Origin of the sequence: Salinicoccus sp. RF5, from assembly GCF_020786625.1 — a bacterium.
Classification (GTDB): domain Bacteria; phylum Bacillota; class Bacilli; order Staphylococcales; family Salinicoccaceae; genus Salinicoccus.
This window is the reverse complement of sequence record NZ_JAJGRC010000003.1, coordinates 206,373-226,714: the sequence shown is the minus strand read 5'-3', so window position 1 is coordinate 226,714 and position 20,342 is coordinate 206,373. Positions and strand designations below refer to the sequence as shown.

General features: G+C 55.0%; 20 protein-coding genes. 2 read left to right on the top strand and 18 right to left on the bottom strand.

Translation table 11 applies throughout. The features are described from left to right. Nucleotides 1–4: 4 nt before the first annotated feature. The 10 genes from nagB to pxpB all read right to left on the bottom strand — a co-directional run bounded on the left by nagB (nucleotide 5) and on the right by pxpB (nucleotide 9,386). Nucleotides 5–730 carry a glucosamine-6-phosphate deaminase gene (gene nagB / locus LLU09_RS10330; RefSeq protein ID WP_228311674.1) on the bottom strand — a complete coding sequence of 242 codons (726 nt, stop codon included), beginning with the start codon at nucleotides 728–730 and terminating at the stop codon, nucleotides 5–7. A gap of 28 nt (nucleotides 731–758) precedes the next feature. Next, nucleotides 759–1,355 carry a pyroglutamyl-peptidase I gene (locus LLU09_RS10325; protein ID WP_228311673.1) on the bottom strand — a complete coding sequence of 199 codons (597 nt, stop codon included), beginning with the start codon at nucleotides 1,353–1,355 and terminating at the stop codon, nucleotides 759–761. Nucleotides 1,356–1,439: 84 nt separating this feature from the next. Continuing rightward, entirely contained in the window at nucleotides 1,440–3,008 is a 1,569-nt protein-coding gene (locus LLU09_RS10320; RefSeq protein WP_228311672.1) for a glutathione ABC transporter substrate-binding protein, read from the bottom strand. Nucleotides 3,009–3,121: 113 nt separating this feature from the next. Continuing rightward, entirely contained in the window at nucleotides 3,122–3,892 is a 771-nt protein-coding gene (locus LLU09_RS10315) for a putative hydro-lyase (RefSeq protein ID WP_228311671.1), read from the bottom strand. A 12-nt stretch (nucleotides 3,893–3,904) separates the two neighbouring features. Next, nucleotides 3,905–5,116: an NRAMP family divalent metal transporter gene (locus LLU09_RS10310; RefSeq protein WP_228311670.1), complete on the bottom strand. Its 1,212-nt coding sequence runs from the start codon at nucleotides 5,114–5,116 to the stop codon at nucleotides 3,905–3,907. A 15-nt stretch (nucleotides 5,117–5,131) separates the two neighbouring features. After that, entirely contained in the window at nucleotides 5,132–5,890 is a 759-nt protein-coding gene (locus LLU09_RS10305) for a LamB/YcsF family protein (protein ID WP_040106460.1), read from the bottom strand. A 2-nt stretch (nucleotides 5,891–5,892) separates the two neighbouring features. Beyond that, nucleotides 5,893–7,293 (bottom strand): acetyl-CoA carboxylase biotin carboxylase subunit, encoded by a 1,401-nt coding sequence (gene accC, locus LLU09_RS10300; RefSeq protein WP_483314031.1) that lies wholly within the window; start codon nucleotides 7,291–7,293, stop codon nucleotides 5,893–5,895. Next, nucleotides 7,253–7,684, bottom strand: coding sequence for an acetyl-CoA carboxylase biotin carboxyl carrier protein (locus LLU09_RS10295; protein ID WP_228311668.1), 432 nt, complete (start codon nucleotides 7,682–7,684; stop codon nucleotides 7,253–7,255). Before LLU09_RS10295 ends, accC begins: the two co-directional genes overlap by 41 nt. Then, nucleotides 7,681–8,667 (bottom strand): 5-oxoprolinase subunit C family protein, encoded by a 987-nt coding sequence (locus LLU09_RS10290; protein WP_228311667.1) that lies wholly within the window; start codon nucleotides 8,665–8,667, stop codon nucleotides 7,681–7,683. Before LLU09_RS10290 ends, LLU09_RS10295 begins: the two co-directional genes overlap by 4 nt. Then, nucleotides 8,667–9,386 (bottom strand): 5-oxoprolinase subunit PxpB, encoded by a 720-nt coding sequence (gene pxpB, locus LLU09_RS10285; RefSeq protein WP_228311666.1) that lies wholly within the window; start codon nucleotides 9,384–9,386, stop codon nucleotides 8,667–8,669. Before pxpB ends, LLU09_RS10290 begins: the two co-directional genes overlap by 1 nt. A gap of 90 nt (nucleotides 9,387–9,476) precedes the next feature. Between pxpB and LLU09_RS10280 the strand changes: the two genes are divergently transcribed. Next, nucleotides 9,477–10,742, top strand: a complete 1,266-nt coding sequence (locus LLU09_RS10280) for a Zn-dependent hydrolase (RefSeq protein WP_228311665.1) — start codon at nucleotides 9,477–9,479, stop codon at nucleotides 10,740–10,742. A 49-nt stretch (nucleotides 10,743–10,791) separates the two neighbouring features. Here the strand turns inward: LLU09_RS10280 and LLU09_RS10275 are convergent, their stop codons facing one another. Continuing rightward, a complete protein-coding gene (locus LLU09_RS10275; protein ID WP_228311664.1) occupies nucleotides 10,792–12,465 on the bottom strand; it encodes a M20/M25/M40 family metallo-hydrolase in 1,674 nt (557 codons plus the stop codon). Next, nucleotides 12,452–12,586, bottom strand: a complete 135-nt coding sequence (locus LLU09_RS12605; RefSeq protein WP_255620877.1) for a hypothetical protein — start codon at nucleotides 12,584–12,586, stop codon at nucleotides 12,452–12,454. The genes LLU09_RS10275 and LLU09_RS12605 overlap by 14 nt, the downstream gene beginning before the upstream one ends. Before the next feature lie 49 nt (nucleotides 12,587–12,635). Between LLU09_RS12605 and LLU09_RS10270 the strand changes: the two genes are divergently transcribed. Further along, on the top strand, nucleotides 12,636–14,891 hold the full coding sequence (locus LLU09_RS10270; RefSeq protein WP_228311663.1) for an ATP-binding cassette domain-containing protein: 2,256 nt from the start codon (nucleotides 12,636–12,638) through the stop codon (nucleotides 14,889–14,891). 62 nt (nucleotides 14,892–14,953) lie between these two features. Here the strand turns inward: LLU09_RS10270 and LLU09_RS10265 are convergent, their stop codons facing one another. The 6 genes from LLU09_RS10265 to LLU09_RS10240 form a co-directional block, all read right to left on the bottom strand. Further along, nucleotides 14,954–15,823 (bottom strand): DMT family transporter, encoded by an 870-nt coding sequence (locus LLU09_RS10265; RefSeq protein ID WP_228311662.1) that lies wholly within the window; start codon nucleotides 15,821–15,823, stop codon nucleotides 14,954–14,956. Nucleotides 15,824–15,982: 159 nt separating this feature from the next. Continuing rightward, on the bottom strand, nucleotides 15,983–16,759 hold the full coding sequence (locus LLU09_RS10260) for a 2-keto-4-pentenoate hydratase (RefSeq protein WP_228311661.1): 777 nt from the start codon (nucleotides 16,757–16,759) through the stop codon (nucleotides 15,983–15,985). Nucleotides 16,760–16,772: 13 nt separating this feature from the next. Then, entirely contained in the window at nucleotides 16,773–17,600 is an 828-nt protein-coding gene (locus LLU09_RS10255) for an FAD synthetase family protein (RefSeq protein WP_228311660.1), read from the bottom strand. Nucleotides 17,601–17,639: 39 nt separating this feature from the next. Continuing rightward, nucleotides 17,640–18,119, bottom strand: a complete 480-nt coding sequence (locus LLU09_RS10250) for a flavin reductase family protein (RefSeq protein ID WP_228311659.1) — start codon at nucleotides 18,117–18,119, stop codon at nucleotides 17,640–17,642. Between the two features lie 15 nt (nucleotides 18,120–18,134). Further along, the gene (locus LLU09_RS10245; RefSeq protein WP_228311658.1) at nucleotides 18,135–19,139 is read right to left on the bottom strand and encodes a VOC family protein; all 1,005 of its coding nucleotides are present in this window, start codon (nucleotides 19,137–19,139) and stop codon (nucleotides 18,135–18,137) included. Nucleotides 19,140–19,163: 24 nt separating this feature from the next. Continuing rightward, nucleotides 19,164–20,330, bottom strand: coding sequence for an acyl-CoA dehydrogenase family protein (locus LLU09_RS10240; protein WP_228311657.1), 1,167 nt, complete (start codon nucleotides 20,328–20,330; stop codon nucleotides 19,164–19,166). Nucleotides 20,331–20,342: the final 12 nt, after the last annotated feature.

Sequence of the window (20,342 nt, the reverse complement as noted above, 5' to 3'; positions counted from 1 at the left end):
CTGGTCATCCCTCTCTCAGTGCCTTCCTGTCGGCGATTACGGTCACATCATGATGCCGCTGCAGTATGGATGCCGGAAGCGACTCATCCACTTCCCCTTCCATCATTGCGGTGATGGCATCCGCCTTCTCTTCACCGGAAGCCATCATGATGATGGATTTCGCATTCATGATGGTACTGAGCCCCATCGAGATGGCCTGCTTCGGCACTTCATCGACCGTATCGAAGAATCTAGCATTGTCATTCACAGTCGTTTCCGTCAGATCGACGACATGTGTCTCCGAGTCGAAGGCAGTCCCCGGCTCATTGAATGCGATATGTCCATTCCGGCCGATGCCGAGAATCTGGAGATCGACACCCCCGAGTTCTGCAATCAGCTGTTCATACTCCGCCACTTCCGCGTCCAAGTCTTCCGCCGCACCATTCGGCAGGAACGTATGATTTTCCGGAATGTCGATCCGGTCGAAGAATATCCTGTTCATATATTGGTGGTAGCTCTGCGGGTGGTCTGCGTCAAGTCCGACGTACTCATCGAGGTTGACTGTATAGACATGCGAGAGGTCCACCTTGTTCTTGTTCAGCATATCCACCAGGTAGTCGTACATCTTCTCCGGTGTCGACCCTGTGGCAAGTCCGAGCACCACACGCTCGGACGCCGTAATCTTGTCGAAGACGGTACGTGCCGCCTGCATGCTCATTTCATCATAATTTTCTACATGTACCAATTTCATTGTCTTTCTCCTTCTCTGAACATTCTTGTCATATATTGCCCAATATGATGCCCACTGCTTTGTTTATGTCATCCTGGGACCAGCTCGAAACATTGAGCTCCATCCCGATTTCGTGATGGGCAGGCACATGGATGAAGCCGGCCGGGGTGGATTTTCCCGACTGCCTTATATGATTCAGTGATGAATACATCAGATTGTTGCAGAGGTACGTCCCTGCAGAGTTCGAAATCCTTGCTGGGATATGGTTCGCCTTCAAAGCCTTCTCCAGACGCTTGACCGGCAGCGTCGAGAAGAGCCCATCCGGCCCTGCCTCATCTATCTTCTCACCATCCGGGGTGAAGCCTTCGTTGTCCGTCCGCCCATCGATGCAGTTGATGGCGATGCGTTCGATATCTATCGTATGCCTGCCGCCTGCAAGTCCGAGATTGACCACAACATCCGGATTCAAAGCATCGATGTCCGATGTGATCAGTTCGTTGATCTGGTCGAATGCAACCGGGTAGACCCGGCCAGTGATCCGGTAGTCCCCGATGACCTCTCCGTCGAACATTTTCACAGCAGCTGCAGTCGGATTCTCCCTGAACTGCAGAAAGGGTTCGAACCCCGTCAACAGCAATGTCTTCATGCAATCATCCTTTCAAGAATCATATGTCATTACACTATACCAGATTATAATAAAAGCTCCCATCCAAACGATGGGAGCAGAATATTATTCCAATTCCTTCAAATACGGGAAGCTGCTCGGATACTGGAAGTAGCCATCCAGCTCATCATTGATGCCTGCAAGCAACACAGAATGATAGATCGGCACAAGCGGGGACTCGTCGATGATGATCTGCTGCGCTTCAGCATACTGCTGCATGCGTGCCGCCTCATCCGTCTCCGTCCGCGCCGCATCCAGCAGCTGGTCCACTTCATCATTCGAATACCGTGTCCGGTTCCCTGGTGCGCCATGGTTGTCGGAATGGAACATCGGATAGAGCCCGTAGTCCGCATCAAGCGTCACCGTGCCCCAGCTGCCCATGAACATGTCATGCTGGCCATTGGCGGTATATTCCTGATAGGCACCGGATTCCATCTGACGGATTTCAAGCGTGATGCCGAGGTCGGAGAGCTCTTCCTGAATGAACGTTGCGATATCGGCAGTCGTCCGGTCACGCACGATGATTTCAGCCGTAAACCCATCGCCATAGCCGTTCTCCTCAAGCAGTGCCTGTGCGGCTTCCTTATCGTACTCGATTGGATCGAGATCGTCACTGTAGCCCTTCACTGTCGGGTTCAGGGGTGTCTCTGCCACAGCCGGTATGCCTTCCAGCATCTCGTTGATGATGGCCTCCTTGTCGATCGACATCGCAATCGCCTGCCTTACCACCGGGTCGTCGAATGGTTCCTTTTCAAGGTTGAAGCCGAGATACGACATGCTTGCGCTCTCATGCTGCTCGACCCGTGTACCGTCGGCACCGTCGATCTGTGCCACGTCACTCGGATTCACCGGATAGATGAGGTCCGCGTCGCCTGTCGAGAGTTCCGCAATACGCGTACCGTCTTCAGGCACCGCCTTGAAGGTGACGGAAGACGGATTTGCCGGTTCGCCCCAGTAGTCCTCGTTGCGGCTCAATGTGATGTGGTCGCCCTCCTCGATCTCCTCGAACTTGAAGAAGCCCGTTCCTACCGGATTGGCATTGACTTCAGTCAGCGGATCTCCACCTGATTCCATACCTTCATAGTCGCTGTCGATGACTTCCTTACTGATCATATGGCCACCCGGATGAGCCAGGTGCGCAGGCAGTGCTGCAAACGGCCCTTTCGTATGTATATTCACAGTGTAGTCATCCACCACTTCCACTTCATCGATTTCTGTAAACAGGAATTCAAGCGGTGCCCCGACTTCCGGGTCACGCACACGATCCAGATTCGCCTTGACCACTTCAGCATTGAACGGACTGCCGTCGTGGAATGTCACATCTTCACGCAGTTTGAATTCCCACGTCGTATCATCCAGCTGCTCGTAGGATTCCGCCAGTCCCGGTTCGAGTTCCAGGTCCTGGTTCAGTTTCACCAGCGTTTCGTATATGTTGATCATTACATACAGCGAATAGCCATCATTCGCCGCATGGGGATCCAGTGAATTCGGCAATGCCTGCAGGCTGAAGGCAACGTCCTCACCTGACGGTTCAGAACCGCCCGCTTCCTCAGTCTCCTCTTCCACGTTGCTGTCGTCCGCACATCCCGCCAATGCCAGTATACATACGAATAAAAATAAATATAATTTCTTCATATTCCACTCTCCCTTCATTTACTTATTATACCTATATTAACACTCGGAAATAAAGGGCAAATAAAGCGGAACCCCCGCCAACCGGCTGAAATTCCGCTGAAAATGCAAATATACTATTTTTCCTTGAAGTCTTCATTCTTGATATCCATAACGAACATGTGCCCTGGATTGTGGGTGATCATGATGGAAGGCCTGGCATTGAGTGCCGCATTCTGCGGCGTGACTCCGCATGCCCAGAACACCGGCTCTTCATCAGAATAGATATCGATCGGCTCACCGTATTCCGGTGCATTGATGTCACGGATGCCGATTTCAGACGGCTCCCCGTGATGCACCGGGCGGCCGTGCATGTCCGGAAACTGTGCAGTCACATCGGAAGCCTTTTCAACCAGCTCCCTTTTGAACGGCCGCATGGATACGACAAGTTCCCCGCTGAAGATGCCGGCGGGTTCTGTCGGGATGTTCGTCCTGTACATGGCGACGTTCTTCTGCTCCTTGATGTGCTTCACTTCAAGCCCCGCTTCAAGCAGCGCCTGTTCGAATGTGAAGCTGCAGCCGATGAGGAAGGTCACGAAATCATCCTGCCAGTACTCTGTGATATCTGTAACCGTCTCCTTCAACTCCCCGTCCCTGTATATGTTGTACTTCGGCACATCGGTACGGATGTCGGAGCCTTCGGCATAGCTGCTTTCCACCCTGCCATCCTCCATCACCTCGATGATGGGGACGGCCTTCCTGTTCCGCATCGCATAGAGCAGAAAATCGAATGCATAGGATTTAGGCAGAATGACGATGTTGGCCTGCACATTGTCCCCGGCGGCCCCGGATGTCGTCCTGTCGAATGTTCCATTCCTTATCTTTTCACGCAGTGCTTTTGCTTCCATGAACATTCCTCCTTACTGGGTCCAGAGGTCCTGCAGACCCTGCAGCGACATGAATCCGGCAATCAGTGTGATGATGACGGCGACGATGCCGAAGATGATCATCCACATGGGGTGCTTGTAGTCGCCGACGATCTTTCTGTTCCTCGAGGCGATGAGCACCGCGCCCAGCGTCAGCGGCAGGATGAGTCCGTTGAAGGCCCCTGCAAGGATCAGCAGCACGACCGGACGGCCGACGAATGTAAAGATGACGGTGGAAATGACGATGAATGAAATGATGACGATATTGTTGTAGTCATCGAATACACGGTGCAGCGACCTCAGGAATGAGGCGCTCGTGTAGGCGGATCCGATGACCGATGACAGTGCGGCTGCAACGAGTACGACACCGAATATCTGCATGCCGATGTCGCCGAGCGCAATCTGGAAGACGGACGCCGGTGGATTCTCAGGGTTCAATGCAACCCCTCCGGAAACCACACCGAGCACGGCAAGGAAGAGCAGCGTACGCATGACGCCTGTCGTGAGGATCCCGAGGTTTGCCGCCGTACTGACGAACCCGAGGTTCTCCTTGCCGGTCACGCCAGCCTCGATCAGACGGTGGGCACCGGCGAATGTGATGTATCCGCCGACCGTACCGCCGACGAGCGTCACCACCGGCAGGAAGAGCGTCATCGGCTCCTCCGGCATGACTGCCCGATAGGCTGCTTCACCGTATGGCGGGTTGGACCGTATCATGACGAATGCCGTAATGGCGATCATGAGCACACCGAGGATCTGGATGATGACATCCATCACCGCCCGGCCGTTTTTCAGCAGGAAGACGATGATGGCGATGATGCCGGCCAGTGCTGCGCCGATTCTCGGGTCCCAGCCGAAGATCGCATTGAACCCGAGGCCCGCGCCGGCGACGTTGCCGATGTTGAAGGCGAAACCGCCGAGGACGATCAGGAAGGCGATCAGATACCCGAGTCCCGGGAAGACCTGGTTCGCGACATCCTGCCCCCTTTTGCCGGAGACGCTCAGTATGCGCCAGATGTTCAGCTGGGCGCCGATGTCGATGATGATGGAAGCAAGGATTGCGAATGCGAAGCTTGCCAGGAACTGTTCCGTAAATACGCTGGTCTGCGTCAGGAATGCCGGTCCGATGGATGATGTCGCCATCAGGAATATCGCACCGAACAGCAGACGCCGCTGCACACCGGTCATTTTTGGTTTATTGTCCATATTCCCAAGTCCCCTCTACATTGTTTGGATGGTGATATCTTCTTTTCCAAGTGCACTTCTGATTTCCTTGACGAATTCCAGGGCTTTCGGTCCATCCCCATGGACGCATATGCTGTCGGCTTTTATATCGATGTCACGACCGTTGATGCTCTCGACCTTTCCTTCCTTTACCATGCGGACGACGCGGTCGACAGCCTGCTTCGTATCCGTCACCATGGCGCCCTCCTTCTTCCGGCTGACGAGCGTCCCGTCATCCTCATAGGCGCGGTCGGCGAACACTTCGTGGCGCACTTCAAGCCCCGCCTCTTCCCCGGCACGCACGAGATTCTGGTTGGACAGCCCCATGAGTTTGAGTTCCGGATTATAGTCCTTGACCGCTTCTGCGATCGTCCGGGCCAGTTCCGCATCCTTGAATGTGGCATTATACAGTGCACCGTGCGGTTTGACGTGGTTCATCAGGACACCTTCGACACGGCAGAATCCGTCGAGTGCACCGAGCTGATAGAACATCATGCTCCTGACTTCAGCCATGGACATGTCCATATACCGTCTGCCGAATCCCATGAGGTCCGGGAATCCAGGATGGGCGCCGACGCCCGTCGAACCGCTCTCCCTGATCATCTGGACCGTCTCGAGCATGACCGACGGGTCGGCCGCGTGGAAGCCGCAGGCGACATTCGCTGAGGAAATCAATGGGATGATCTCCTCGTCATTGCCGATCGTATAGTTGCCGTAGCTCTCCCCGAGGTCCGCATTCAAATCTACTGTATACATGGTCATTCCCCTTCCTGTCCGATAATGTCATTGTGCAGAAGAAACTTGATCTCCACATCATTTTTCCGGTAGTTCGGATGGTTCATCAAATAGTGCTGGAAGTCGAGGTTCGTGTGGATCGGTCCGATCACCGTCTCATCCAGCACATGCGTCATCTTCCGTATTGCAGCCTCCCGTGATTCCGCATGGACGATGACCTTTCCGATCATCGAGTCGTAGTGCGGCGGGATCATATAGCCCGGATAGACATGGGAATCGAGGCGCACACCCTGCCCCATGCCGAAATGCAGCGTCTCGATCGTGCCCGGGGCGGGCATGAAGTGCTCTGCGGGATTTTCCGCATTGATCCGGCACTCGATCGCGAAGCCATTGATCGAGATGTCGTCCTGCGTCAGTTCAAGTGGCTGCCCCTGCGCCACTTCAAGCTGCAGCCTTACGATGTCCACGCCGGTGATTTCTTCAGATACGGTGTGCTCCACTTGGATACGCGTATTCATTTCGATGAAATAGAAGGCATCCTCCTCTTCGACATACAGGTACTCGACCGTTCCGGCGCCCCGGTAGTTGAGTTTGGCAACGGCTTCAGCCGTCCGTTCCGTGATGTCTATTCTTGATGCCTCATCCAGTATGGCTGCCGGCGCTTCTTCGATCAGCTTCTGGTTGTTCCGCTGGATCGAGCAGTCCCGCTCGTAGAGATGGACAGCATGCCCCTGGCCGTCCCCGACCACCTGCACCTCGATATGCCGGGCCTTCTCTATGAACTTTTCGATGTAGATCCGGTCGTCGCCGAAGGCATTCTTCGCTTCCTTCTTCGCTTCCTTGTAGGCTTTCTCAAGCTGATCCGGCTCATGGACGAAGCGCATGCCCTTGCCGCCTCCGCCCGAGACCGCCTTGATGACGAGCGGATAGCCGACCGTCTCGGCAACGGAACCGACTTCATCGAAACTTTCGATGACACCGTCACTTCCGGGGATGACCGGTACGCCGGCATCCTTCATCGTCTGGCGGGCCTCCGCCTTGTCGCCCATCCTGGAAATCGTTTCTGAAGTGGGACCGATGAAGATGACGCCGATCTCCTCAAGACGTTCGGCAAAAGTCGCCGACTCCGAGAGGAAGCCATATCCGGGGTGCACCGCATCTGCCCCGCTCACTTCAATTGCGGCAATGATCCGGTCGATATCCAGATAGCTCTCGGTGCTCTTCGCCGGACCGATGCATATCGCTTCATCCGCAAGCGCGACATGCAGACTGTCCCGGTCTGCAGTGGAATGGATGGCGACACTCGGGATGCCCATTTCCTTGAGCGACCGGATGACACGGACGGCAATTTCTCCACGGTTTGCTACGAGAACCTTTTCCACGCTAGTCCTCCTTCGGCCGCAGAATGAAGAGCGGCTGGTCATATTCGACGCTCTCTCCATTTCCGACAAGAATTTCTTCAACGGTACCCGATACATCCGCTTTGACATCATTGAATACCTTCATTGCTTCGATGACTCCGAGCGTATCCCCTTCCGACACATCGTCGCCGACGGATACGAACATCTCATCGCTGTTCTCTTCCTTCTCGATGAAGAACGTGCCGACCTGTCCGGCTTTGACCGTATGTCCGGATGATGCTTCACCAGCAGCCTCGGACTTTGGTGCAGCCTGCTGTCCGGCAGGAGGCGCATCAGCCACATTCGCCTCCAGATGGATCTTGAAATCCCCATCCTTTACGGTCAGGACCTTCAGATCCTCTTCCTTCAGTAATTTTGCATATGCTTTCACTTCTTCTATATCCAACCCGATCACCTCTCCATTATTCTTTTCAGCTTGCCTGCTGTCGGTCTGACATGCGACCTGAAATCATTGTTCATTTCAAGGTAGCCGCCGTCCCTTATCTTTTCCATTTCATCCCGGTAGAGCCTCGCCGCCGCCTCCACCGATATTTCTTCGAACTTCACCGCGTCCCCCGGCTGCTTCTGGACCAGCTTGGGGATGTCGACGCGTGCCACGGTGGCGATGCGTGCATAACCGCCTGCCGTCTGCCTGTCGTTCAACAGCACGATCGGCATGCCGCCTTTCGGCACCTGTACGCTGCCGAGCTGTGTGGGCTCGGACAGGACGTCATGTCCACCTTCAGCAACCAGTTCCGGTCCGTCGAGGCGGTAGCCCATCCGATCACAGTCCTTCGTCAGCGTATAGCCTTCACCAAACAGCTTCTGCCGCATCTCTTCGCTGAAGCGGTCATACTGCTGGCCGGGGATGACCCGGACCGCCTCCGTCTCTTCAATTGCGCTGATTCTGAATGGTCGCGGCGCAGCGGCCGCATCCCCGGTACCGATGACATCTCCCGCCTCGAGCGTACGCCCATGATAGCCGCCGATGCCGCTTCTGACATGTGTCGAGGCACTGCCGAGCACGGGCTCCACCTTGAAGCCTCCGGCCGCTGCGAGATATGTACGCGACCCATCTTCGGCAGCCCCGAACTCGATCAGGCTCCCCTTGAATACTGGAATCGGCACACCTGTGGAGAATTCCTCCCCATCGACCTTGAGTGCCATATCGGCACCGGCCGCCGCAATGACCGTGTCCTTCATCACTTCAAAAGATGCCCCCTGCAAGGTCATTTCGAGACCAGGCGCATTCTCATCATTACCGAGCAGCTGATTGGCCAGCATGAATGCACGGTAGTCCATCGCACCGGCTGGGGAGAACCCCTCCGCCTGGTGGCCGTAGCGTCCAAGGTCCTGGACCGTCGTGTAGAGTCCCGGATTCTTCACTTTGAGCACCATCATCCGCCCCCTTTCACTTCATATTTGACTTCGTATTCACCGGAGGCGATTTCTTCCTCAATACGTTTGTATTCATCCTCATCGATCGGACGGTAGATGATGCGGTCGCCCGCTGCGTAGAGAATCGTCTCCTCACGGCCGGGATCGAACAGGGGGACCGGCGTGCGTCCCAAAAGATGCCATCCGCCCGGGGATTCGAACGGATACATGCCCGTCTGCCTGCCGCCGATGCCGACCGAACCGGCTGGTATGCGAACCCTTGGTGTTTCCAGCCGCGCCTTATGTAATTTCTCATCCAGTCCACCGAGATAAGGAAAGCCCGGCATGAAACCGAGCATATATACGAGGTATTCCTTGTCTGCATGCATGTCGATGACTTCCTGTTCCGACAGCCCGTTCTCCTCGAAGTTTCCGATGTCCGGCCCGTACTCCCCGCCGTAGCAGACGGGGATTTCGATGACCCTGTATTCGATTTCCTCCTCGAGGAGTGCCGCCTCATCGATGCTTTCCATCATTGCCTCAAGCGTCCCGGCATCCGTCCTGAAAATATCAAAATAGATGATGAGGCTCGTGTATGACAGGACGATCTCATCGATGCCCTCGATGTCCATCCCTTCTATATGATGGCGCAGCGCCACAAGCTTCCTGTTGATCTTCTCATCTATTTCATCCCCCATATAGATGGTCAGTGCATTTTCCGCAAACTGCCTGATCTCCATTTTTTCACCCTCCTCTGAATATTCCCACTTTTATTATAAATGGTGATGGTATATTATCAAAGGACAAATAGGAGAAAAGGAGAATGAGCGATGACAAATGACTTCCTCGACAAGATGAAAGCTGAAACACTGGAGAGCGATTCCAGCCGCCGCCTCCACGCACGCATACTCGAAATTTCCGAAGTCGGACGCACGGAGAATCAGGGTTCAAAAAGGATGGGGTACTCGGAAGACGAACTCGCGGCAAAGAACAAGGTGGCAGGCTGGATGGAGGAGATCGGCATGCGTGTACGCACCGACGGTGCCGGAAATGTATTCGGAAGATATGAGGGGAAGGATGATTCCAGAGTCTTCATGGCCGGATCCCATATCGATTCCGTCCCCGACGGCGGCCACTTCGACGGTGCTGCAGGCGTCATCACGGCACTCGAAATCGCAACGCTGTGGCATGAGGCAGGATACAGGCCGAAATATTCCTACGAAGTCGTCATCTTCTCGGATGAGGAAGGCAGCCGCTTCGGCAGCGGATTGACAGGAAGCCGTGCATTCATGGGCATGCTCACTGAAGAGGAGATCAATAAGTACCGCGACCCTGACGGTCAGACGATCGATGATGTCCTAAGTGCCATCGGCTCGGACAGGGAGCAGTTCATGAAGGCGGAAGGCCCCGATCATCCGATTGAAATCTATGCCGAAGTGCACATCGAACAGGCAAAGCAGCTCGAGCAGAAGGATTTGCCCGTCGGCATCGTAAGCGGCATCGCCGGTGCCACACGGACGAACGTCACCTTCCGCGGGGAAGCGGGGCATGCCGGCAGCACCCCGATGACCGAGCGCAAGGACGCCCTCGTCAAGGCATCTGAATTCATCAGCACCCTGCCGGAAGTCGCCAAGGGCATCAGCCAAGAAGCCGTCGCCACCGTCGGCAAGATGGATGTGAAACCCGGCGGCGTCAATGTCATACCGGGTGAAGTGAACCTCGTCGTCGATGCCAGGGATATCGATGAGGACAATCAGGCCAGGCTGATTGAAGCCGTTGCGAGACACGCTGAAGATACGGTCAAAGACAGTCCGGTCAATGTTGAAGTCGACCTCACGACACGCGTCCTGCCGATCCCGGTCGATCCGGAAGTCATCTCCAAAATGGAGAAATCATTCAAAAGGCAGGACCTGCTTCCGGTCCACCTGCCGAGCGGTGCGGGGCACGATGCCATGAGCATCGGTACCGAGTTCCCGATCACCATGCTTTTCGTAAAGAGCATCAGGGGCATCAGCCACAACCCGGAAGAGTTCACCCATATCGAAGACCTGAACAAAAGCGTCCAAGTACTGAAGGACTTTTTCGAAAACTATTAGAAGACGACAAAGACCGCCTGCCAATGCATGCGGTCTTTACTATTGCCATCTATTCAGATTCTAGCACGCCTCGCAGGACACGATTGGTCAGGTTCGGCACCACTTCGAGCGAATAGGTCATCTCCATGCGTTCAAGCCGCTTGTGTCCATCTTCGCCATACGGGCCGATGTTGACCACGGGGATGTTCAGGTCGGCCACATCCTGGTAGTCGACATACAGCTTCTTTCCCCATGACGGGGTATTCGCGACCATATCATCGATTTCCGACATATCGTCGCTCATCGCCACAAAACTCATATCGGATATGTGCGGAAAGAAGTTTTTCGCCACGATCGGATGGCCATACTCCGGCTGCACCGCTTCGATTGCATCATCCAGTGCATCGAGCAGCCGGCGCTCGTTCTCCCACTCACCCGTCAGGGCCACCCTCGGGGAATAGAGGGAGGAGTAGAAGACGATGATCGCCGGTCGCTTGTCCGGCATGAACTTCCATGCCTCCTCGACGACGCGGGCCGCAAGCATGCGTGAATCGAGGCTTTCATCCTCCTCAAGCGCGTCCTTGAAGTCCTTCATATGCTGTACATAATCTTCACCATGCGCCTCCTTGAGCAGCGTATCCATTTCATCATACGTATAGACCCTCGGTTCCCAGGTGACCTCCCGTCCCGGACGACCGCTCACCGCTTCGTATTTCCGGTAGCGTGTACGGAATGTTTCAATCGCATTCCGGAAGGCCGTTTCCGCCTGTGCCTTCAGCAGCTCGAGCACCTTCTCCGGCGACCAGGAATGAACGAAGAAGTTGTAGTACACATAGGATGCCAGCGCCGTCTGCACGGTATATGACGGCTTCAGATCCGTCTGCTTGAGTGAGACCGGCGGCAGGGTCGCCTCTCCGAGCGCCACATCGCACAGTTCCGGGTTATAGCTGATCTGCCGAGTCAGTTCTGCTGCGATGAAGTTCGGGTCGAGCCCGTCGAATGCCGAGCCGACATGCGTCTCCTCCCCTGTGATGAAGAAGGATGGAAGCAGTTTGCCGACCGTCCCCTTGTATATGTAGCGGTTCTCGTCCCCCTCGTGGGCTGGTGCGACGAAATCGCTGTTGATGGCGGCGACGTACTCGAACCCCTCCTCCGACTGCCAGCGCTTCAATGTCTTCAGGGCAGACAAGATGCCGTGCGAACCATCCTCCTCGTCACATTCGGCGATGAAGACGATGTTGCCATCGAGTTGTTCCGGATTTGAGGCATAGTGGGTAAGCAGGTAGAGGTTGCTCGCCACCCCGCTCTTCATATCCAGCACACCCCGGCCGAAAAGCCAGTCATCCGACTCGAGCTGGGCCTGCACCGTCTCCGGCAGCCCCTCGCCCTTAAGATGCGCCATCCATTCATCGGGTCGGAATGCCAACTCCTGCTGCGCGCCGAAGTCCTCCACACCGACCGTATCCATGTGCCCCATCAGCACGACTGTACGGCGGCTGTTCCCTTTAGTCCCCCTGACATGCGCCATGACATTGTACCGCTTCCGCTCATCATTGACCGTCGGCTCCATGACGAGCTGTGACGGGTGCGCCTCAAAATACGGATGGGCCGCAAGCATCCCGTGGATGGATGCAGCAACCACCCGCTCCCCGTCCGTATTGACTTCGCTCCGTATACCGACGAGCCGCTTCGTGATCGCCAGCAGCTCCTCCCGGCAGTCGAGCCTCTCATTACCCTCTTCCATAAATATGCCTCCTTCTATGTATCGCTCCGCCTTTCATTTTCATAACACAATTATAGCAATCCCCCTCCACCGCCGCACCAGTAAAATATTTCATCGATTCCAAATCCCAGCCCGCTTCCATGTGATTTCCCCCCTCCATTCGGGTAGACTGGAGGATAGAGGTGAAACGCATGTCAATGATACGAATAAAAGGCGCCAATCAGAACAATCTGAAGAATGTGAGCGTCGACATACCAAAGCATAAACTGACTGTATTTACAGGACGGTCGGGTTCGGGCAAGTCATCCCTTGTGTTCAATACGCTCGCCGCGGAATCGGAACGTCTGCTCAATGAAACATACTCAAGCTACATCCAGAACCAGATGACACACTATGAGAAGCCCGATGTGGATCAGATAGAGAACCTCCCCGTCGCCATGATCATCAACCAGAAGCGGCTCGGCGGGAACTCGCGTTCCACGGTCGGAACCATTTCCGATATATACTCTTCGGTAAGACTCCTATGGTCGCGCATCGGAGAACCATTCGTCGGCTACTCCAACATCTTCTCCTTCAATAATCCGGGCGGCATGTGTGAAGAGTGCCAGGGGCTCGGCTATGTGGAGGACATCGATCTTGAGGAACTGCTCGACTTCGACCGGTCGCTCAATGAGGATGCGATCAAGTTCCCTTCATTCAGACCGGACAGCTGGCGCGGGAAACGCTACCTGTACACGGGGCTCTTCGATAATGACAAGAAGCTCAGGGACTATACGAAGGAGGAGATGGACACCTTCCTCTACACGAAGCCGACGAAGCTGAAGGATCCCCCGGACAACTGGCCGCGGACGGCGAAGTTCGAAGGCCTCATCCACCGCTTCAGGCGTTCATTCCTGTTGAACGACAACTTCGAGAAGAAGCGTTTCCTGGCCGATGTGGAACGTGTCGTCACGAGCCGCAAATGTCCGGAATGCGAAGGGAAGCGGCTCAACAGGAAGGTGCTCTCATGCAAGATCGACGGCCTCGACATTGCAGACTTCACCGCCCTCTCCATCGAGGAGGCGATTCCGTTCCTGAAGAAGCTGGATGATCCGAAGTCGGAATACATCATCCGTCCGCTGCTTGCACAGATGGAATCTCTCGCCTATGTCGGACTCAACTACCTGACATTGGACCGGGAGACGCCATCGCTCTCGGGCGGGGAATCACAGCGCATCAAGCTGATCCGCCACCTGAACAGTCCACTGTCGGATCTTGTCTACATCATCGACGAACCGAGTGTCGGGCTGCACCCGGAGGATATCGAGAAGATCAACACCATCATGCGCTCGATACGCGATAAGGGCAACACCGTCCTCGTCGTCGAACACGATCCGGATGTCGTCCGGATCGCCGACCACGTCATCGATATCGGACCCGGTGCAGGCCAGCATGGCGGCGAAATCATATTCACCGGCTCATACGAGGAGCTGATGGCTTCAAGCACGCCGACCGCAACCGCCCTCGGCAGGACGCATGGACTGAAGGCACATCCCAGGGAACCGGAAGGCTTCATCAGCCTCGAACACATCACGAAGAACAACCTCGAGGATGTGTCGGTCGACATACCGAAAAATGTCATGTCGGTCATCACCGGTGTCGCAGGCTCCGGCAAGAGTACGCTCATCAAGGCCGGCTTCAAAAAGGATCCGGAGGCGGTATTCATCGACCAGAAGCCGGTCCATGCCTCCAACCGGTCGAACCTGTTGACCTATATGGACCTCTTCGACGACATCCGGACATTCTTCAGCCAGCAGACGGGGCTCAGGAAGGGCATGTTCAGCTACAATTCAGAAGGCGCCTGTCCCGAATGCGGCGGCAAGGGGATACTCAAGACCGAACTTGCCTTCATGCCGGACTTCTCACAAGTCTGTGAAGTCTGTGGGGGGACGCGGTACAAACCCGAAGTCCTCGAGGCGAAAGTTGATGGCTACTCCATCGCGGACATCCTCGCACTGACCGTCGAGGAGGCGCTCGAGATATTCACGACGAACACGCACGTCATCAGCCGCCTTAAGAATATCCAGGACACCGGCCTGCACTACATGACCCTCGGCCAGTCCCTCGATACGCTCTCGGGCGGTGAAATACAGCGTGTGAAACTGAGCCGCCACCTCGACAGTGACGCCAGCGGCAAGGTCTTCGTCTTCGACGAACCGACGACCGGCCTCCATGAGGATGATATCCCGACCCTGCTCGACTGCTTCAGCCAGCTCATCGAACAGGGCAACACCGTCATCCTGATCGAGCACAACCTGACCATGATGACCCATGCCGACTGGATCATCGATGTCGGGCCTGGCGCCGGCATGCGCGGCGGGAACATCCTCTACAGCGGAGCACCTGAAGGTCTTCTTGATGTAGAAGGATCGGTCACCGCCAGGCACATCAGACGGTATATAGAATAGGAATGACCCGAAACCAAAAAAAGCATCCGACGTGTATGTCGGATGCTTTTTCACGTATTCATCTATCCTGCCTGTTTGACACTGAGCACGGTGATCGTCACAAGGATGATCGCCATGCCGAGGATCTGTATGATCGCGAGCTGATCGCCGAGCAGCAGCACACCAAAGAGCGACGCCGTCACCGGCTCCACCATGGCGACCATTGAAGCGGTCGTCGGTGCCGTCCGGCGCACACCGATCACATAGATGATGAAGGAGACGCCGGCGCCCACCGCACCGAGCAGCAGGAACCACCACACGTCAGGTGAAGTCAGGACACTGAGCGCCTCACCGAGGTCGATAATCCAGACCAGGATAAGACAGAATGCGAAGAAGGCGACGGTCAGCACCGTCTGCGGGCTGCCGATTGCGGAAGCATTCTTGAACCCGAAGATGAAGAGGGCATACGACAGTCCCGCGGCAAGTCCGGCCGCAATGCCGAATATACCGGTCGAAATGGACTCGGGATCATAGGCGCCCGTGAGCAGGACGATCCCGATGATGACCGAAACGACGCAGCCCCACTTGAACCATGTCGATTGTTCTATCCTGAAGAGGAATGAAATCAGCAGGACGAAGATCGGTGCCGTATACATCAGTGTCGCCGCAACAGCTACACTCGATTCCTGGATGGCGAGGAAATAGAATGTGAAGTTCTCTGCGACGCCGATGCCCCCGAGCACCGACCAGAGGTGGAAACGCGGCGTGGTGATCCAGTTCTGTTTAAAGTGCATGATGAACCATACGAAGAAGAATATGAACCCGACCGCTCCGCGGTAGAATGAGATTACAAGGGGATCCCAATCCTTCTCCATCCATATATCCGCAATCCCCCCGCTGATGCCCCAGAACATGGCCGCCAGCATGACGAGCACGATGCCAGTGTATTTCATAATTGCGTCCTTCTGCCTAATAATCACCAACCTGCAGTGTCAAATAGTCTGTGTTATCGCGTACCCGTAATTCAACCGTTCTACACTTATGAATTGAAGGTTCGAGGATACAGGGAGGCAGCACGCAAAAAAAGGATGCCCTTAAGGCACCCCGTCATTTTATGAGAAAGAAACTTCCACTTCACCCAATCCTTCAAATGTCGCCTTGAACCGGTCCCCCGGCACGACGTCTACAGCCTTCGTCAGCGCGCCAGCCAGGACGACCTCCCCGGCTTTCAGTGAAATGCCGTACTGATGGAGGGCTTTTGACAGCCACACCACCGCTTCAAGCGGATTGCCAAGAACAGCAGAACCCAGTCCTTCATCCAGTTTTTCACCATTCTTGTATACCGTCATCTCCACCGACGGGAGGTCGATATCGTTCAGTGCCACATGATCCCGGCCCAGGACCGCCCCCGCTGATGAGCCGTTGTCTGCAACAGTGTCTTCGAACTTGATCTTCCAGTCGCGGATGCGGCTGTCGATGATTTCGGCAGCTGGAATCACATAGTCGATCGCATCTCTAACGCTTTCCGCTGTGGCATCCGCGCCATCAATGTCCTTTTTCAGCACGAATGCTATTTCAAATTCCACCCTCGGGGCAATGAAACGGCCTGCCTCGACAGGCACATCACTTTCGAAGATCATGTCATCCAGCAGGTGGCCATAGTCGGGGCGATCGACGCCAAGCATCTCCTGCATGGCCCTGCTCGTCAAACCGATCTTCTTGCCCACTACATCCACCCCGTCGGCCAACCTTCTTTCGACATATTGGAGCTGGATCCGGTAGGCCTCTTCCGCCGTGATGTCCGGGTATGTTTCCGTAAGCGGGGCAATCGGCTTCAACTGCCTTTCCGCTTCATATATTTCTTCGCTGAACAACCTCGTAACCGCCATTGATGTATGCCTCCTATTGTGCCATCAATTGGTAGAGGGAATGGGATGCAACCCTTCCCTCCCAGGTGATGGAGATTTCCTTCAAATCGATTTCATCCATCAGGCACTGCCTTGTGAATGTAATCTTCTGCGCTGCTCTGTCCACATGGATCTGCGAAGGATGACGCCGTGCTCCCGTATCGATGACGACATCATAGATGCCATCCGGCGGCAGCATATAGTACGGCTTCAGTGAAAGATATCCCTGTGATACTTCAGCACATGTCCGGTATTTCCGGCCCATCAGCTGTTGGACATCGGATATCCTCCCCTCCAGTATCGCACTTCTGATGCGGGTCGAGCTGATCTTCTCCCCTTCAAATGAAACCTGTTCGACCCGGGTGGCGGCAATCCCCCCGCCGGAGTCCGCTTCAAGGCTGTCAATCGTCCCCTGTCCTTTGAAGCCGTAGGAGAAATCATAGCCCGCCACCGCATGTATCGTATTAAAGCGGCTCAGATAGGACTCGACATAGTCTTCTTTCAGAAGGGAGGCGAACGCTTTCGTGAATTTCACGATATAGAAGCGGTCGACCCCGAGGGCCTCGAGTGCGCGGGCCTTCTCCTCAAGCGGCATCAGATAGTCCACCTGGACCCGCCCGCCTGAGAGCACCGTTTTCGGATGCGGGAAGAAACTCATCACATCGAGCATGGCACCTTCCCTCCGTGCAATGTTGCGCGCAGTCCGGATGACCTTCTGATGGCCCATGTGTACGCCATCAAAGAACCCCAATGCAATGACATTCCTTCTGGAGCAATCCTGCCATTCACTAATATTCCCATCATTCAAATGTATGATTTCCATCCGGCCCACCTCCCTCCAATGGTATTGGGCTGCCTCTATTTATTTGACGGCTTCTTCAATTGCTTCCAGTTTCCGGTATTTGCCGCAGTTGAAGATCAGCGGGTCACCCTCCTCAAGTACAAGGTCATTCACTTTCCCGATGAAGAGGACGTGATCTCCTTCCGTATGCTCATTGTATACTTCACACGAGAGCTGGCATAATGCGCCTTCAACCACCGGTGTGTCCCCCAGCCGGCCGAAGTCGAACTTGTCTTCGAATTTCTTCTGCCCGGCGAACCGCATGGATTCCTCCTGCTGCTCGCAGGAGAGTACATTCACTGAGAACTTGCCGCTCTGGCGGATCCGCTCCAGCATCTTCGCATGGTTTCCGATGGAGATGACGATCAGCTTCGGGTCGAGTGAGACGGACATGAACGCATTGGCGGTCATGCCGTACACCTCACCGTCCACTTCTGCAGCAATCACGTTGACTCCCGTGGCGAACTTCCCCATGGCATTCCTGAACTGGCGATCTTCCATTGCTGTCACCCTTCCTTATACTTTTTTTGGACTCTTCAAAGGCTCCCCGGCCGAGATCGTCGTCAAATCTTCCGGTTTCATGCCGGACTGCTCACCCCAGAATGTGAATCCGGCTGCCATTTCATCCGCCTTCCATTCGATCGGCTCCCAATCCGGCTCGAAGATCAGATATCCATTCGAGAACAGTTCCAGCCGCACGCCGCTGCCCGGGTCCACCACATAGATGTACATCGCCTGTGAAATGCCGTGTTTGCCGGGGCCTACGAATGATATGCCCTGATCGGCCAGGATGTCCGCCGCCCTGAGAATATCCTGTGCATTGTCGGACCAATAGGACAGATGATGGATTTCGTGCGATGATTTGATGTCCGGACGTCCCATCACCGCAATATCGTGGACGAGGTTCGTCACGCTGAGCCATCCCGCACCGAGATTCCCATCAGGAGTCTTCAAATATTCACGCATCTTGAATCCAAGCTTCTCCTGCAGGAAATCCGTGATGACTGACGCATCCGTGTTCGTTCCGATATTGACGTGGTCGATCCGTCGTGGTGAAATCCCCTTGCGCCAAGCCTTGTATGGCTGGTTCTTCAGGATGGACTTGTGCTTCGGATCCGCTGCAGCCGGCTTCTCCATATCGAAATAGATTTCAAAGTTATGCCCTGAAGGAAGCTGGAAGCGGATGGCGTCCCCCTGGCCCGTTTCCGTGCCCGCCTTCACTTCCTCCACTTCCACATCCGCTTCCCGGAGTAGATTGGCGAAGTTCCCGATGTCTTCCCGCCTCTTTGCTTTCCATGCGATATGATCCACACGCGCCTCAGGCCCTTCTTTGATGGACAGCGTATGATGGTCGAAATCCCCCCAGGCACGCAAGTAGTGCACACCATCGACAGTCTCGGTCTTCTCCAGTCCCACTACCTCCTCGAAGAACCACAACGACTTCTCAAGGTCTGTCGTTTCAAGTGCCACATGTCCAAGCTTCGCAATCTCAGGTAAAATTTCATATCTCACATTTTCCATATTGTCATCCCCTTTGTCTTCTTTTTATCCCATCGCCATGGACTGGACACCGAATAACGATTTTCCGTAATTGTCGATGCCATCTTCATAAAGTGACGTGACATGGGTGCTGATCGCCATCAGGTCCCTCAGGATCATCTCGAGCGGCTGTCCTTTTGCCAGTGCACTCGCCCCGAGTGTCGCCACGGCACGATTCGCTATATCAAGGCAATTTTTGATGATGTGTACACGGATGCCGTTGTATTCGGCAGGATCATATTGACCCTGGTCACTCTCCAGCATCTCGATATATTCCTTCATCAGACCCTTCGCAGATTTCAGTTTGAGCGTCATCTCCGCTGCGACACGCTGGCTCTTCGGGGACTCCCCTTCATTGGTCCCGTCAAAGCGCTGCCGTTTCTTCGTCCGTGCGATGAATTCCTCTATTGCACGTTCCGCCGCCCCGATCGCCATCGCCGGGAACCCGACATAGAAGGCCGGGAAGAAGGAAACATTATAATAGAGGTAGTCCTCATCAATTTGAGGCTTGTACGGCTTCCGGTTCATCATCATCTCATTGAAGGAGATGACCATATCATCCGGTACGAAAAGGTCTTTTGCAGCCACGCTGTTGCTTCCGGAACCGCGCAGACCGAGCGAATCCCAGTTTTCGATGACTTCAAGGTCGGATACGCGCATGCAGAGCCCGATGCGGTCCGGCACTTCCGCCCCTTCTGCATAGTAGGTCGCACCGACTGAAATCCATTCGGAGTAGTTGACGCCGCTCACGAAATTCCACCTGCCATTGAGTATGAAGCCGCCCTCCACCTTCTCGACCTTGCCCATAGGGGCAAAGATGTCGGCGAGGAGGCCGCCGTCATCATAGATTTCATCCATCCGGTGCTTCGGCAGGAATGCAACCCAGGAATTGTGCAGCGCGTAGAAGTATGTCAGCCAGGCAGCGGACAGGTTATGGTAGCCGACTGTTCTGACGATATCCGCGAAAGTGTTGAAATCAATCTGCGGGAAGCCATATTCCTTCGGCATGATCAGCCGGTTGAGTCCGCCTTCGACGATGGCGTCTGCGACATTCTGCGAAACCGTCGCATTATCATCGGCTTCAACCGCCTCCTGCTCCGCGATGATGCCCACCCTTTTGGCACTTTCCATCAATTCGTTGTAGAGCTTTTCATCTGATAATTGAGCTTTCATTGTTCCGCCCCC